Genomic DNA, 15,036 nt, shown 5'->3' with positions numbered 1-15,036 from the left:
TAGCCTCTCGCTAGCGATTCCGACTACTCGGCCGAGTCGGTGGGGGTGGCTGCCTGGTCGGCGCCGGAGTCCACCACTGCGTCTTCTGCGGCAGACGTCTCACCGTTAGTGACGTCGCTGGGCTCGTCCGCGTTGCGTGCGACGGCGATCAAAGTGGTGCTCTCGCCGAGGTTCATCAGCCGCACGCCCTTCGTCTGCCGTCCAGCCTTGCGCACCTGCTCGGCTCGAGTCCTGATGACCCCGCCGCTCGAGGTGATGGCGTAGAGCTCGTCGTCGACGTCGACGATGAGCGCGCCCACCAGCCTGCCACGTCGGCGGTCGTGCTGAATGGTCAGCACACCCTTGCCGCCACGGCCCTGGACCGGGTAGTCCTCGATCGGCGTGCGCTTCGAGTACCCGCCGTCGGTCGCCACCAAAACGAAGAGGCCCTCCTGCACGACGCCCACCGAGAGCAGCTCGTCGTCGGCGTTGAACCGCATGCCCTGCACGCCTGACGTGGCACGACCCATCGGGCGCAGCACGTCGTCGGTCGCGTGGAAGCGGATCGACTGGCCGTCCGCGGAGACCATCAGCAGGTCGTCGTCGGCCGAGCAGAGCACGGCACCGACCAGCTCGTCGTCCTCGCGCAGGTTGATGCCGATAAGACCACCCGATCGGTTGGAGTCGAAGTCGGACAGCTTCGACTTCTTCACCAGACCCTTGCGGGTGGCGAGCACGAGGTACGGCGACACCTCGTAGTTCTTGATCTGGATGACCTGCGCGATCTCCTCCTCCGGCTGGAACGCGAGGAGGTTCGCCACGTGCTGGCCGCGCGCGTTGCGGTTGGCCTCGGGCAGCTCGTACGCCTTCGTGCGGTACACGCGGCCCTTGTTCGTGAAGAACAGGATCCAGTCGTGCGTCGAGCACACGAAGAAGTGGGCGACGATGTCGTCCTGCTTGAGCTGCGCGCCCTGCACGCCCTTGCCGCCGCGCTTCTGCGCCCGGTAGAGGTCGGTCTTGGTGCGCTTCGCGTAGCCGGTGCGTGTGATCGTGACGACCACGTCCTCGACCGCGATCAGGTCCTCCATGGACACGTCGCCGTCGAACGGGATGATCTTCGTGCGGCGGTCGTCGCCGAACTTCTCCACGATCGCCGTGAGCTCGTCGCGCACGATCTTGCGCTGCCGCTCGGGCTTTTCGAGGATGTCCTTGAGGTCCGCGATCTCGACCTCGATCTCGGCCAGCTGGTCGATGATCTTCTGGCGCTCCAGGGCGGCCAGGCGGCGCAGCTGCATCTCCAGGATCGCGTTGGCCTGGATCTCGTCGACGTCGAGGAGCTCCATCAGGCCGGTGCGCGCGATGTCCGGAGTCTCGGACCTGCGGATCAACGCGATGACGGCGTCGAGCTGGTCGAGCGCCTTCACCAAGCCGCGCAAGATGTGCGCGCGCTCTTCGGCCTTGCGCAGGCGGAACCGCGTCCGCCGCACGATGACCTCGATCTGGTGCTTCACGTAGTGGCGGATCATCTGGTCGATCCGCAGCGTGCGCGGCACGCCGTCGACCAGCGCCAGCATGTTGACGCCGAACGAGTACTGCAGCTGCGTGTGCTTGTAGAGGTTGTTCAGCACGACCTTCGCCACCGCGTCGCGCTTCAGCGTGATCACGATGCGCATGCCGATGCGGCGGTTCGACTCGTCGGCGATGTTCGCGATGCCGGTGAGCTTGCCGTCCCGCACGAGCGCCGCGATGTTCTCGACGAGGTTGTCCGGGTTGACCTGGTACGGGAGCTCGGTGACGACCAGGATCGTGCGGCCCTTGGCGTCCTCGTCCACCTCGACGACCGCGCGCATGCGGACCGAGCCGCGACCGGTGCGGTACGCGTCCTCGATGCCGGACGTGCCGAGGATCTGCGCGTACGTCGGGAAGTCCGGGCCCTTGATCCGGGCGATCATCGCTTCGAGGGTCTCCTCGTCGGAGGCCTCGTGGTTGTCCAGCGCCCACACGACGCCCTCGGCGACCTCGCGGAGGTTGTGCGGCGGGATGTTGGTCGCCATGCCGACGGCGATGCCGGAGCTGCCGTTGATCAGCAGGTTCGGGATGCGCGACGGCAGGACCGTCGGCTCCTGGATGCGGCCGTCGTAGTTGTCGCGGAAGTCGACGGTCTCTTCCTCGATGTCGGCCAGCATGTGCATGGCCAACGGGGAGAGCCGGCACTCCGTGTACCGCATGGCGGCGGCGGGGTCGTTGCCCGGCGAGCCGAAGTTGCCCTGACCGTCGATCAACGGGTAGCGCATCGCCCACGGCTGGGCGAGACGCACCAACGCGTCGTAGATCGCCGAGTCACCGTGCGGGTGGTAGTTGCCCATCACGTCGCCGACGACGCGCGCGCACTTGTTGTAGCCGCGGTCGGGACGGAAGCCGGAGTCGAACATCGAGTACAGGACGCGGACGTGCACGGGCTTGAGCCCGTCCCGCACGTCCGGCAGCGCACGACCCACGATGACGGACATCGCGTAGTTGATGTACGAGGTCTGCATCTCCTGCTGGATCTCGACCGGCTCGATGCGGTCGTGATCCGGGGGCAGCGTCGTCTCGGTCACTGATCTCTTTCCTTCTCGCCAGAAACGCCAGGGGGCCTAGGGACCAAGACCGGACTAGATGTCCAGGAACTTGATGCTCTTGGCGTTGCGGGTGATGAACGAACGGCGTGCCTCGACGTCCTCGCCCATGAGCACGCTGAACAGCTCGTCGGCGGTGGCCGCGTCGTCCATGGTGACCTGCCGCAGGATCCGGTTCGCCGGGTCCATCGTGGTCTCCCACAGCTCCTCGGCGTTCATCTCACCGAGACCCTTGTACCGCTGGATGTTGTCGTCCTTGCCGAGCTTCTTGCCGGACGCGATGCCGTCCTTGATCACGGCGTCGCGCTCGCGGTCGGAGTAGGCGTACTCCGGCTCCGCCCGCTGCCACTTGATCTTGTAGAGCGGCGGCTGCGCGAGGTAGACGTGGTTGTGCTCGATGAGCGGCTGCATGAAGCGGAACAGCAGCGTGAGCAGCAGCGTGCGGATGTGCTGGCCGTCGACGTCGGCGTCGGCCATCAGCACGATCTTGTGGTAGCGCAGCTTGGCGAGGTCGAACTCGTCGTGGATGCCGGTGCCGAGCGCCGTGATCAGCGACTGGACCTCGTTGTTCTTCAGCACGCGGTCGATGCGCGCCTTCTCCACGTTGATGATCTTGCCGCGGATCGGCAGGATCGCCTGGTACATGGAGTCCCGCCCCTCCTTGGCCGAACCGCCCGCGGAGTCGCCCTCGACGATGTAGAGCTCGCAACGCTCCGGCTCGGTCGAGCGGCAGTCCTTGAGCTTGCCCGGCAGGCCGCCGATGTCGAGCGCGCCCTTGCGGCGCACCAGCTCACGGGCCTTGCGGGCGGCGATGCGGGCCTGCGCCGACGACACCGCCTTGGTGACGATCGTCTTGGCCTCGTTGGGGTGCCGCTCGAACCAGTCGGCCAGGTGCTCGTTCGTCGACTTCTGCACGAACGACTTGGCCTCGCTGTTGCCCAGCTTGGTCTTCGTCTGGCCCTCGAACTGGGGCTCCTTGAGCTTCACCGAGATGATCGCCGCGAGACCCTCGCGGATGTCGTCACCGGTGAGGTTGGCGTCCTTCTCCTTGAGGACCTTCTTCTCGCGCGCGTACTCGTTGACGACTCGCGTCAGCGCGGCGCGGAAGCCCTCCTCGTGGGTACCGCCCTCGTGCGTGTTGATCGTGTTCGCGAACGTGTAGACCGAGGGCGTGTAGCCGGTGTTCCACTGCATCGCGACCTCGACCTGCAGGTCCTCGCCCTGCGCCTCGAAGCCGATCACCTTCTGGTGCACGGCCTCGCGGGTGTGGTTGATGTGGCGGACGAAGTCCTCCAGGCCACCCGGGTAGTGGAAGACGCGTTCCTTCACCGCGGCCTTGTGGCCCTCGGCGTCGGCCTCCTCGTCCTCGGCCGAGACCCGCTCGTCGCGCAGGACGATCGTGATCCCCTTGTTGAGGAACGCCATCTCCTGCAGGCGGCGCGCGATCGTCTCGACGTTGTACTCGGTGGTCTCGAAGATCTCCGGGTCGGCCCAGAACGTGACGGACGTGCCGGTCTCGTCGGTGGCTTCGCCCCGGCGCAGCTCGTGCGCGGGCTTGGAGGCCTCGTAGCGCTGGGTCCAGTGGTAGCCGGCGTGCTTGATCTCCAGGTCGACGGCCGTGGACAGCGCGTTCACCACCGAGATGCCGACGCCGTGCAGACCACCGGACACCGCGTACGAGTCGCTGTCGAACTTGCCGCCCGCGTGCAGCTTGGTCATGACGACCTCGACGGTGGGCACGCCCTCGACCGGGTGCATGCCGGTGGGGATGCCGCGGCCGTCGTCGATCACCCGGACGCCGCCGTTGGCCAGCAGGGTGACGTCGACCGTCGTCGCGAACCCGGCCATCGCCTCGTCGACCGAGTTGTCCACGACCTCCTGGACCAGGTGGTGCAGACCGCGCTCGCCGGTCGAGCCGATGTACATGCCCGGCCTCTTGCGCACTGCCTCAAGACCCTCGAGGACAGTGATCGAGGACGCGCCGTACTCATTCTTCTTAGCTGACACGGGCCTGGAGTCTCCTCGCTGATGCGGGCCGGGCCCGCACGGTGATGGGTGACGCTCCCCGTGATTCTACCGGTGCGCACCGACAGAACGGGGTCAAGGACACCTTTGATTCGGTCACAGAGGCCCTCACGCGGTCCCGGACGGGTCAGGACGGCCGAAAAGGGGGTTCAAATCCGCTGGTGAACGCTCATTGCGCCACAGAACGGCCGCTGAGCCCTTGACAGGACCTCACCCGTAGGTGTCACGCGGACCGCGCCCAGGAACGTGCCTGGGGCCGTGTCGCCAGTTCGGGGCGTCCGGCCCCTTGATCTTGAGCCGTTTCACGACGCCGTGACCCACGCCCGCGGCGATCCGTTTGAGCAGGTCGCGCTGCAGAAGGCGCAGCTGAGTGGCCCATGCCGTCGATGACGCCTGGACCGTCAGTTCCCCGTCACTGAGAGCGATTGGTTTCGCGTGCTCGGCGACGTCCTCTCCCACCAATTTTGCCCATCGGGCGAAGACCTGGCCACCCTGAAGTTGCTCGACCCAGCCCCGGTCCGCGGCGATCCGCGACGCGATCCGGCCGATCGTCTGGGGGTCGCGGTCGTCCGGCCCCGGACCCGACCACCGGCGCCGCCGCCGGTTGACCGGACGGCCCTTCGACTTGCTGCCGGGGGTGCGTCCACGGGCCTTCGCGCTGGCCTTCGCCGCCTCCAGGGCGGCCCGTGCGAGGTCAGAACCCTTCAGTGGCTCACCCTCAGGTGTGAATGAACCTGTGGACAAGTCCGGATTTGTGACGGAGTTATCCACACCATCCACAGACTTGTCCCCAGATGTGTGGGCGGACACACCCGATCGAGCTACATCTTGGGGATCTGAGTTAGACACGTCGGACCTCCCCGCCACTTACCTCAAACCGGGCACCGCTCAGCTCGTCGGGAACGTCCTCCGCCACCGCGGCGGTGATCAGCACCTGCTCCGCGGCGGCCGCGACCTTCGCCAGCTGCTGCCGCCGGCCGCGGTCGAGCTCCGCGAAGACATCGTCCAGCACGAGCACCGGTTCGATGCCGTCGACACGCATCAGCTCGTAGCCGCCGAGCCTCAACGCGAGCGCGAACGACCATGACTCTCCGTGACTGGCGTAGCCCTTTGCGGGGAGTTCGCCGAGCGTGAGGTCGAGGTCGTCGCGGTGCGGGCCGACGAGGCACACCCCGCGTTCGATCTCCTGCCGTCGGACCCGGTCGAGCTCGGCCAGCAGCAGGTCCTCGATGCTCTCCCGATCCTCCGGCAGTTCGCCGACGCTCGACCGGTACGAGATGAGCGCCGGACGGCACTCCGGTGCCACCTCCGCGTACGCCGTCGTCACGTGGTCCGCCATGTCGCGGACCAGCTTCATCCGCGCGGCCAGCAGCTCCGCGCCGTGCTTGGCCAGGTGCCCGTCCCAGACGTCGAGCGTCGACAGGTCCGCCGATCGAGAGTGCTTCACCGTCTTCAACAACGCGCTGCGCTGCTTCAGGACACGGTCGTAGTCACTGCGAACACCCGCGAACCGAGGCGCGCGCAGCACCAGCATCTCGTCGAGGAACCGTCGCCGGTCGCTCGGATCGCCTCGCACAAGAGAGAGGTCCTCCGGTGCGAACAACACGGTGCGCAAGATCCCGAGCACGTCACGCGGACGTGGCACCGGGCCGCGGTTGATCCGCGCCCGGTTCGCCTTGCCCGCCGTGATCTCCAGCTCCACGAGCAGCTCGCGGTCGTCGTTGACCACGGCCGCCCGCACGACAGCGCGCTGTGCGCCGTGCCGGATCAGCGGCGCGTCCGTGGCGACGCGGTGCGAGCCCAGCGTCGCCACGTACCCGATCGCCTCGACCAGGTTCGTCTTGCCCTGACCGTTGCGCCCGACGAGCACCGACACGCCGGGTTCGAACGCCAGGTCGGCGAGCTCCCACGACCGGAAGTCGCTGACCTGGAGGTGTCTGACGTGCACTTATGCCTTCTGAACGGCGTGGCCACCGAACTGGTTGCGCAGCGCGGCGACCGCGCGCATCGCGGGCGAGTCGTCCTGCCGCGACTGGAACCTGGCGAACAGCGCGGCGGAGATCACCGGGAGCGGCACCGCGTTGTTGATGCCTTCCTCGACGGTCCACCGGCCCTCGCCGGAGTCCTCGACGTACCCGCGGAGGTCGTCGAGCTCCGGGTCCGACTCCAGCGCGCGCACCAGCAGGTCGAGCAGCCACGACCGGACCACGGTCCCCCGCTGCCACGCCGTGATGACCGCCGGCACGTTGTCGACGACGTCGGTCTTGTCGAGCAGCTCGAAGCCCTCGGCGTACGCCTGCATCAGTCCGTACTCGATGCCGTTGTGCACCATCTTCGAGTAGTGCCCGGCACCGACCTTGCCCGCGTGCGCGAAGCCTTCCTCGCGCGGACCCTCGGGACGGAGCGCGTCGAAGATCGGCTGCGCCTGTTCGACGTGCTTGGCGTCACCGCCGACCATCAGCGCGTAGCCGTTGTCGAGACCCCACACGCCACCGGACACACCGCAGTCGAGGTAGCCGATCTCCTTCTCCGCCAACAGGTCCGCGTGGATCCGGTCGTCGGTGAACTTGGAGTTGCCGCCGTCGATCACCAGGTCGCCGGGTGACAGCAGCTCGGACAGCTCCTTCACCGTGTTACGGGTGATCTCGCCGGCGGGCACCATGACCCACACCACGCGCGGCGCCTCGAGCTTGGAAACCATGTCCGCCAACGACTCCGAGTCGCTGACCTCCGGGTTGCGGTCGTAGCCGATCACCTCGTGACCGGCACGACGCACCCGCTCGCGCATGTTGAAACCCATCTTGCCGAGGCCGACGAGTCCGAGCTGCACGGTGTTCTCCCCTAAACGTTTCTCGTTACCCGGTAAGGGTTTTAGCCGGGCAGGCGCACGGGCATCAGGAGGTACAGGTAGCCCGGCGCCACGTTCCCATCCTCGTCCACCGGCTTGAGCAACGCCGGTCGGCTGGGCGTGGTGAACGAAAGATGCACTTTGTGCGTCCGCACCGCGCCGAGACCGTCGAGCAGGTACCCGGGGTTGAACGCGATCGTGACAGCATCGCCGGTGTACTCGACGGGCAGCTCTTCCTCGGCCGAACCCTCGTCGTCGCCACCGGCGGACAGGCGCAGGCCGCCGTCCACGAACTCGAGCCGGACCTGGGTGCCGCGCTCGGCGACGAGCGACACGCGCTTGATCGCCTGGACGAGCGTGTCGACCTCGATGATCGCCGCGGCCGAGTGCTCGGTCGGCAGGAGCTGGCGGTACTTCGGGAAGTCCGCGTCGAGCAGGCGGGTGGTCGTGCGCTTGCCGGAACCGGACAGGCCGAGCAGGCCGTCGTTCGCGGCGAGGGACATCTCGACCTTGCCGCCGGACGAGCCGAGCGTCTTGGCTGCGTCGCCGAGCGTGCGGGCCGGGACGAGCACGGCGACCTCGCCGAGGGAGGCGTCCGGCTCCCACGGGAACTCGCGCATCGCGAGCCGGAACCGGTCGGTGGCGACGAGGGTCAGCTTGCCCTCGCCGATCTCCACGCGCACACCGGTCAGCATCGGGAGCGTGTCGTCCTTGCCGGCCGCGACGGCGACCTGGGCGACGGCCTCGCCGAAGACCTCACCGGGCAGCTCACCGATGAGCTGCGGCATCGACGGCAGCGCGGGGTAGTCCTCGACCGGCATCGTCGGGAGGCTGAACCTGGCGCTGCCACAGCTGATCATCATGCGAGCGCCGTCGACGGCGATCTCGACCGGGTGGTTCGGGAGCGCCTTGGTGATGTCCGCGAGCAGACGGCCGGAGACGAGCGCGCGGCCGCCGTCGGCGATCGTGGCCGGGACGCCGACCTGAGCCGAGACCTCGTAGTCGAATCCAGAGACCGTCAGCGACTCGTCCGACTCCGCGTCGAGCAGCACGCCGCCCAGCACGGGGACCGGCGGACGGGACGGAAGGCTGCGAGCGACCCAGGCGACAGCGTCGGCGAGGCCGTCGCGTTCGACGCGGATCTTCATGAGGCGTCCTTTCCTCGACAGTCGACAAGCCCAACCACAGCAACGTGCCAGTGGGGGTTAGGGAGCCTCGTCCCTCGGGGTCAGTCTCCTCGACTCCGAGGGCGGAGCATCCACCGTAGAGCGTCCTGGCCCTTCCCGTCACTTCGGGGTTCGGGCACCGATCCCTGGGAGCCGTCCCCCGCTGTTTTGCTTTTGAAGTTCTTCTTGGAAGAGATCAACAGCAGTAACAGTAAGGGCTGTGGATTGTGGGGACAGCCGTTGAACGCGCAGGTCGGGAGCCCATCGTCCATGTGGACTAAGGGGGGATGGCACCCGGGGACAGATCGGCGCACCCGGGGACAGCCGGTTGTGCACACCTCTCGATCCACAGATCGTCCACAGTTGTCCCCGGGTGCGTCCCCGGGTGCGGGGCAGTTGTACCCGGGTGTTCAACAGGCTTCTGTGGCCAGATCGTGGCCGGGGCCACAAACTTTTCCAGTTGTCCCCACCCCTTCGAGTGCGGACGGCAAACAGTAAGCCCCTCCGCGTGGCCAAGCACCCCTCGATTCCACCCGGGTTCGAGCGCGCGCGTACGGCCCGTACCTCGATCACGAGTCGTTGGTCCCGTTGCCTGCGAACAAAAAGAAGGGGCCCTCCGTCGTGGAGGACCCCTCGGCGTACCCGGGTTGGATCAGGGCGCGTGGCGGGCGCGCTGCTTGATCCGCGACGTCAGTTCCTGCACCTGGTCGTAGATCCGCCGGCGCTCCGCCATCTCCTTGCGGATCTTCTTGTCCGCGTGCATGACCGTCGTGTGGTCGCGGCCGCCGAACGTCTGCCCGATCTTCGGCAGCGACAGGTCGGTCAGCTCGCGGCACAGGTACATGGAGATCTGCCGCGCCTGCGCGAGCGCCTTCGTCTTACCCGGGCCGCAGAGGTCGTCGATCGTGACGCCGAAGAACTCGGCGGTGACCGCCATGATCGTCGGCGCGGTGATCTCCGGCGCGTGCGAGTCGGGGATCAGGTCGCGCAGCACGATCTCGGCGAGCTGGACGTCGACCGGCTGGCGGTTGAGCGACGCGAACGCGGTGACGCGGATGAGCGCGCCCTCCAGTTCGCGGATGTTGCGCTCGATGCGGGCGGCGATGAACTCCAGCACCTCGGCCGGGGCCGCGAGCCGGTCCTGCGCCGCCTTCTTGCGGAGGATCGCGATGCGGGTCTCCAGCTCGGGCGGCTGGATGTCCGTGATCAGACCCCACTCGAACCGCGTGCGCAGGCGGTCTTCCAGCGTCTCCAGCCGCTTCGGCGGCCGGTCGCTCGACACCACGATCTGCTTGTTCGTGTTGTGGAGCGTGTTGAACGTGTGGAAGAACTCCTCCTGCGTGCCTTCCTTGCCCTCCAGGAACTGGATGTCGTCGACGAGCAGCACGTCGATGTCCCGGTAGCGGCGCTGGAAGGCGACCTTGCGGTCGTCGCGCAACGAGTTGATGAAGTCGTTGGTGAACTCCTCGGTCGACACGTACCGCACGCGCATGCCGGGGAACAAGCGCTGGGCGTAGTGCCCGACGGCGTGCAGCAGGTGCGTCTTGCCGAGGCCGCTCTCACCCCAGATGAAGAGCGGGTTGTACGCCCTGGCGGGAGCCTCGGCCACCGCGACGGCCGCGGCGTGCGCGAACCGGTTCGAGGCGCCGATGACGAACGTGTCGAAGTTGTACTTCTCGTTCAGCCGGGTCTGCGAGGGCGACGGGTTGGCCGGCCTGGTGTACGGGAGGTTCGCGTTCGGCGTCGCGGCACCCGCCGTGTTGGCGGTGTTGAACGTCGGCCAGATCTCGGTGACGGCGGCGAGCGCGTCGCCGGCTTCGTCGACCTCGTCCGAGTCCGCGTTGTCCGTCACTGTGTCAACGTTCGTCGCAACACCCGCAACGGTCGCGACCGCGTCGTCCGTGATCACGGACACGGGCGTGTCGCCTTTGGGGATGCTCGGCACCGGCTGGACGGTCTGCACCGGGATGGGCGTGGTCGGAGGGCTCACCGGTTCCGGCGAGTCGACCTTCACCGCGAGGGAGACCGTGCGGCCGAGCCTGCGGGAGAGGGCGTCGGTGATCGGGTCGCGCAGCGCGCGTTCGATCGCCTCTTTCGCGAAGTCGCTCGGGGCCGCGAGCAGGGCCGTTCCGTCGAGCAAACCGATCGGACGGGTGACCCTCATCCACGCGCGCTGCTGAGGGGACAGGTGGCTCGTGGCGAGCTCCTGCACCACCTCGGCCCACACGAGACCAAGGTCGACCTGCTGGCTAGACACCTCCGCGCTCCCCTCCCCTCCACTGGAGCCCATGACTCCACATGTGGACACGGAGAATAGAGGCATCCACAGAGTTATCCACAACTGTGCACTAAACGGTGCGTTGTGTTGCCGGTGCGATGGCGGCTCCCACGCCGGCCCGGCACGCGCGAGGGAAGAACGGTAACAAGGCCCGGCACGCCTCACAAGACGTGGCACCGGGCACCCCGATTTGGTCGGCGCACCCGGGGGTGCGTACCCTCGTACGAGTCTCCCGCTTGCGACGGGCGCCTTTCGCGCGCCTACGTCCACTGCCATCGGAGACAACCACACAGGCTTTGTCAGCAGTGAAGCAACGGGAGAACCGACCGTGAGCAAGGGTAAGCGCACCTTCCAGCCCAACAACCGCCGCCGCGCGAAGACGCACGGCTTCCGGCTGCGCATGCGCACCCGCGCGGGCCGCGCCATTCTGGCCGCGCGCCGCAGCAAGGGCCGTGCCCGCCTGTCCGCCTGATCGCGGCTGGTAAGCGCAGCGTCGTCGTGCTCCCACCGGCCGCCCGGCTCACCCGCAGCCAGGACTTCGGCCTGGTGGTCCGCCGAGGCCGCCGCGCCGGACGACCCCGGTTGGTCGTCCACGCCTTGACGCCTGACGTGCCCACCTTGGATTCGTCCAAGGTGGGCTTCGTCGTGAGCAAGGCAGTTGGCAACTCGGTGGTCCGCCACCGCGTCTACCGGCGCCTGCGCCACATCGTGCGTCCCTGCCTGGCAGACATGCCACCGGGAACTCTCGTCGTGGTTCGGGCGTTGGCACCGGCAGCCGAGGCGTCGAGCTCGGAGCTCGCCGCCGACTTCTCCTCCGCCCTGCGCAAGGTGCTGCGATGACGACGTTGCCCGCGAAGGTCGCCCTGCTGCCGGTGCACTTCTACCGGAAGTTCATCTCACCGCTGCTGCCGCCGACCTGTCGCTTCTACCCGAGCTGCAGCGCGTACGCGGTGGAAGCCCTGACCGTCCACGGTGCGCTGCGAGGCACCTGGCTGACCATCCGCCGGTTGCTGCGCTGCGGACCCTGGCACCCTGGAGGCCTGGACCCCGTTCCGCCGAGGCGGCAGGTCCCCGACGTATCCACCGAGGAGTAGCTCCGTGCTCAACTTCATCTACTACCCGGTGTCCTTCATCTTGTGGTGTTGGCACTGGGTCTTCGGCCACATCTTCGGTGAGTCGAGCGGCTTCGCCTGGGCGCTCTCGGTGATGTTCCTGGTCTTCACCCTCCGTGCCATCCTCTTCAAGCCGTTCGTCGGCCAGGTGCGCTCCATGCGGCGGATGCAGGAGTTCGCGCCGGAGATGCAGAAGATCAAGAAGAAGTACCCGAACGACCGCCAGCGCCAGGCGCAGGAGATGCAGAAGCTCCAGGCCGAGCACGGCGTGAACCCGCTCGGGGGCTGTCTGCCGATGCTGGTGCAGGTTCCGGTGTTCATCGGTCTGTTCCACGTGCTGCGCTCGTTCCAGCCGGGCTGGGGCGAGGTCTACTTCTTCGACAAGGCGGGCGTTGACTCGTTCGTCAACGCCAAGCTCTTCGGCACGAACCTGTCGACCTTCATCACCATGCCCGCCGACAAGCTCGCGCAGTTCGGCACCGAACGGCTGAACGTCGTCCTCGTCGCCGTGCCGTTGATGATCGTGGCGTCCATCGCGACCCACTTCACGGCCCGCCACTCGGTCGCCCGTCAGAACCAGGCCGCCCTGGACAACCCGCAGACGGCGATCATGAACAAGCTGACGCTCTACATCTTCCCGCTGGGCGTCCTCGTCGGTGGCTTCTTCTTCCCCGTCGCGATCCTGCTGTACTGGCTCTCCAACAACGCGTGGACCCTCGGCCAGCAGCACATCGTCTACAAGAAGATCGACGCCGAGGACGAGACGAAGAAGGCCGCGGCCGTCGAGACCCGCCAGGCCCTCGCTCCGAAGCCGGGCGCCAAGCCGGTCAACCCGAAGAAGCCCGCCCCCGGCGCCAAGCCGGCCAACGGAGCCAAGCGCATGCCGACCGCGGGCCCCGGTGGCCCCTCCGCTTCCGCGGGGACGAACGGCAGCAGCTCCAACACCGAGATTCCCGGCCTGATCTCAGGCCGATCCACCAGCAAGAAGCCGGGCAACAAGAAGCGCCGCTGAGTTCGGGCTTCTGCCCCGGAGAGGAGACATCGTGTCGGAGACCTTGCAGGCGACCGACGACGTGGAGGCGTCGTCGCCGGCCGAAGCTGAGGCCGACGCCTCGGCCGAGCCGCAGTCGCAGAGCAAGACCGAAGACCTGCTCGTCCAGGAAGGCGACATCGCGGGCGACTACCTCGAGCGCCTGCTGGACCTGCTCGACTACGACGGCGACATCGACCTGGACGTGGAAGGCGGCCGTGCCGTCGTCAGCATCGACGGCGGCGAGGACCTGTCCAAGCTGGTCGGCCCGCGAGGCAACGTCCTCGAATCCCTCCAGGAACTGACCCGCCTGGCCGTGCAGCAGGAAACGGGCGTCCGCTCCCGCCTGATGCTCGACATCGCCCAGTGGCGTGCGGGCCGTCGCGCGGAGCTGGCCGAGCTCGGCCGCTCGACCGCGGAGAAGGTGCTGGCGTCCGGGGAGCGTGCCCGCCTGCACCCGATGACCCCGTTCGAGCGCAAGGTGGTTCACGACGCCGTCGCCGCCATCGCGGGCGTGCACAGCGAGAGCGAGGGCGAGGAGCCGCAGCGGCGGGTCATCATCTTCCCCAAGCCCTGACGCTTTCCTCTAACGGTCCCTGGTTCCACTCGGAGCCAGGGACCGTTTGCTGTCTTGGGTCACTGTTCCACGTGAAACACCCGCCCGGTCCACCACTCCTCCAACCACCTCTTCTGCTCAGCCATGTCCGGGACCTCGAAGCCCCGAGCCGCCGCGATCAACCGCCAGGCCGGCGCGGGCGCCACCCCGTCCATCCCCAACAGCAACGCGGCCAACAACGAGGACCGGCCGATCCCGGCCCACCAGTGGAACACCACGTGGGCCCCGCGGCGGTACATCTCGTGGAGCGGCTCCACCACCGCAACAGCGTCGGCGACTTCAGGCACGCCGCGGTCCTCGATCGGAAAGCTGACGAACTGCATCCCCGCAGCGGTGACCACAGCCGCCTCGTGCGGAAGGTCGCACTCGGCCCGCTCCTCATCCGTCTGCGCCGACACCAGAACATCGACGCCGAGCTGCCGCAGCCCGCGAACCTTCCCTTCGAGGAGTGCGCCGCCGGCCGGGTGGGCCATCGTTGAAACGAGCCCCGGTCCGTCGTGAGCGGCGGTGTAGATGGTTGGACGCAACTTTCCCCCAAGTTTCACGTGAAACAGCGCTCAGGATTTGGCGAAGCGCACGGTTGATCCGTCATGATGGTCCCCTGGCATTCGCCAGCTTTTCCACCGGCCGCCGGAACGTCGCCGCCGCGTGGTTTCACGTGAAACGCTCACGGACGGAGAACATGGCCGGGGAGTTGCCCGACAACGCGAAGCTCGTATTCGGCGAGCACTTGGATCGTGCTGCCGAGTTCGTCTGGCTCCTGGAGGAGCACGGCGTCGAGCGCGGACTGATCGGTCCTCGCGAGGTCGACAAGATTTGGGATCGACACGTGCTGAACTCGGCCGTGGTCGAGCGAGTGATCGAGCCGAACGCGCGCGTTGCCGACGTGGGTTCCGGGGCGGGACTGCCAGGTGTCCCCCTGGCCATCGCGCGGCCGGATCTCCGGATCACGCTGCTGGAGCCGATGGCGCGGCGCATCGCGTGGCTCGAGGAAGTGAAGGACCGGCTGAGTCTCGACAACGTGACCGTGCTCCGCGGGCGTGCCGAGGAGGGACCGGTTCGGGCTCAGTTGAAGAATTGCGATGTGGTCACCGCTCGTGCGGTGGCTCCACTGGAGAAGCTGGCGAAGTGGTGCCTTCCGCTCCTCAAGGGCGGCGGGCGGATGGTGGCGCTCAAGGGCGAGCGCGCGCAGGAGGAGCTCGACCGCGACGGGGCCGCTGTGGCGCGCTTGGGGGGCGTCAACGGTGAGGTGGTCGTCGTGGGAGCGGACGTACTTGAGGTGCCTACGACGGTGCTGATCGTCGAGCGCCAGACGAGGAGGGATCGGTGAGCGTGTATCCGGAGTTTCAGGCCGCCGATGTTCC

General features: G+C 67.6%; 14 protein-coding genes. 6 read left to right on the top strand and 8 right to left on the bottom strand.

The genetic code is table 11. From position 1 onward, the window contains the following. Positions 1-23 precede the first annotated feature (23 nt). The 7 genes from gyrA to dnaA all read right to left on the bottom strand — a co-directional run bounded on the left by gyrA (position 24) and on the right by dnaA (position 10,893). A complete protein-coding gene (gene gyrA, locus ACWEIJ_RS09250) occupies positions 24-2,579 on the bottom strand; it encodes a DNA gyrase subunit A (protein WP_449836652.1) in 2,556 nt (851 codons plus the stop codon). Positions 2,580-2,633: 54 nt separating this feature from the next. After that, entirely contained in the window at positions 2,634-4,604 is a 1,971-nt protein-coding gene (gene gyrB / locus ACWEIJ_RS09245) for a DNA topoisomerase (ATP-hydrolyzing) subunit B (RefSeq protein ID WP_449836651.1), read from the bottom strand. Positions 4,605-4,832: 228 nt separating this feature from the next. Next, positions 4,833-5,366 (bottom strand): DciA family protein, encoded by a 534-nt coding sequence (locus ACWEIJ_RS09240; protein WP_449836650.1) that lies wholly within the window; start codon positions 5,364-5,366, stop codon positions 4,833-4,835. Between the two features lie 97 nt (positions 5,367-5,463). Then, the gene (gene recF / locus ACWEIJ_RS09235) at positions 5,464-6,570 is read right to left on the bottom strand and encodes a DNA replication/repair protein RecF (RefSeq protein WP_449836649.1); all 1,107 of its coding nucleotides are present in this window, start codon (positions 6,568-6,570) and stop codon (positions 5,464-5,466) included. Continuing rightward, complete coding sequence (gene gnd / locus ACWEIJ_RS09230) at positions 6,571-7,452, bottom strand: phosphogluconate dehydrogenase (NAD(+)-dependent, decarboxylating) (protein ID WP_449836648.1); 882 nt, start codon at positions 7,450-7,452, stop codon at positions 6,571-6,573. It lies immediately after the preceding gene. 41 nt (positions 7,453-7,493) lie between these two features. Next, complete coding sequence (gene dnaN / locus ACWEIJ_RS09225) at positions 7,494-8,618, bottom strand: DNA polymerase III subunit beta (RefSeq protein ID WP_449836647.1); 1,125 nt, start codon at positions 8,616-8,618, stop codon at positions 7,494-7,496. Between the two features lie 670 nt (positions 8,619-9,288). After that, positions 9,289-10,893, bottom strand: a complete 1,605-nt coding sequence (gene dnaA, locus ACWEIJ_RS09220) for a chromosomal replication initiator protein DnaA (RefSeq protein ID WP_449836646.1) — start codon at positions 10,891-10,893, stop codon at positions 9,289-9,291. A gap of 349 nt (positions 10,894-11,242) precedes the next feature. Here dnaA and rpmH point away from each other — a divergent pair, with 349 nt between their 5' ends. From rpmH to ACWEIJ_RS09195, 5 genes are read left to right on the top strand one after another with little or no spacing between them, the layout of a single operon-like run. Next, the gene (gene rpmH / locus ACWEIJ_RS09215; RefSeq protein ID WP_090060594.1) at positions 11,243-11,386 is read left to right on the top strand and encodes a 50S ribosomal protein L34; all 144 of its coding nucleotides are present in this window, start codon (positions 11,243-11,245) and stop codon (positions 11,384-11,386) included. Positions 11,387-11,412: 26 nt separating this feature from the next. After that, the gene (gene rnpA / locus ACWEIJ_RS09210) at positions 11,413-11,754 is read left to right on the top strand and encodes a ribonuclease P protein component (protein ID WP_355447930.1); all 342 of its coding nucleotides are present in this window, start codon (positions 11,413-11,415) and stop codon (positions 11,752-11,754) included. Beyond that, positions 11,751-12,008, top strand: coding sequence for a membrane protein insertion efficiency factor YidD (yidD, locus tag ACWEIJ_RS09205; RefSeq protein ID WP_030480223.1), 258 nt, complete (start codon positions 11,751-11,753; stop codon positions 12,006-12,008). Before rnpA ends, yidD begins: the two co-directional genes overlap by 4 nt. 4 nt (positions 12,009-12,012) lie before the next feature. Continuing rightward, the gene (gene yidC / locus ACWEIJ_RS09200; protein ID WP_449836645.1) at positions 12,013-13,038 is read left to right on the top strand and encodes a membrane protein insertase YidC; all 1,026 of its coding nucleotides are present in this window, start codon (positions 12,013-12,015) and stop codon (positions 13,036-13,038) included. A gap of 31 nt (positions 13,039-13,069) precedes the next feature. Beyond that, on the top strand, positions 13,070-13,633 hold the full coding sequence (locus ACWEIJ_RS09195) for a Jag family protein (protein ID WP_355447936.1): 564 nt from the start codon (positions 13,070-13,072) through the stop codon (positions 13,631-13,633). A gap of 59 nt (positions 13,634-13,692) precedes the next feature. Here the strand turns inward: ACWEIJ_RS09195 and ACWEIJ_RS09190 are convergent, their stop codons facing one another. Next, positions 13,693-14,145, bottom strand: coding sequence for a protein-tyrosine phosphatase family protein (locus ACWEIJ_RS09190; protein ID WP_449836644.1), 453 nt, complete (start codon positions 14,143-14,145; stop codon positions 13,693-13,695). 209 nt (positions 14,146-14,354) lie between these two features. Between ACWEIJ_RS09190 and rsmG the strand changes: the two genes are divergently transcribed. Continuing rightward, on the top strand, positions 14,355-15,002 hold the full coding sequence (rsmG, locus tag ACWEIJ_RS09185; protein ID WP_449836643.1) for a 16S rRNA (guanine(527)-N(7))-methyltransferase RsmG: 648 nt from the start codon (positions 14,355-14,357) through the stop codon (positions 15,000-15,002). Positions 15,003-15,036: the final 34 nt, after the last annotated feature.

It is taken from the genome of Lentzea sp. NPDC004789, assembly GCF_053601075.1.
The sequence above is the reverse complement of the archived record's forward strand: the minus strand, read 5'-3'. Positions and strand labels throughout refer to the sequence as shown.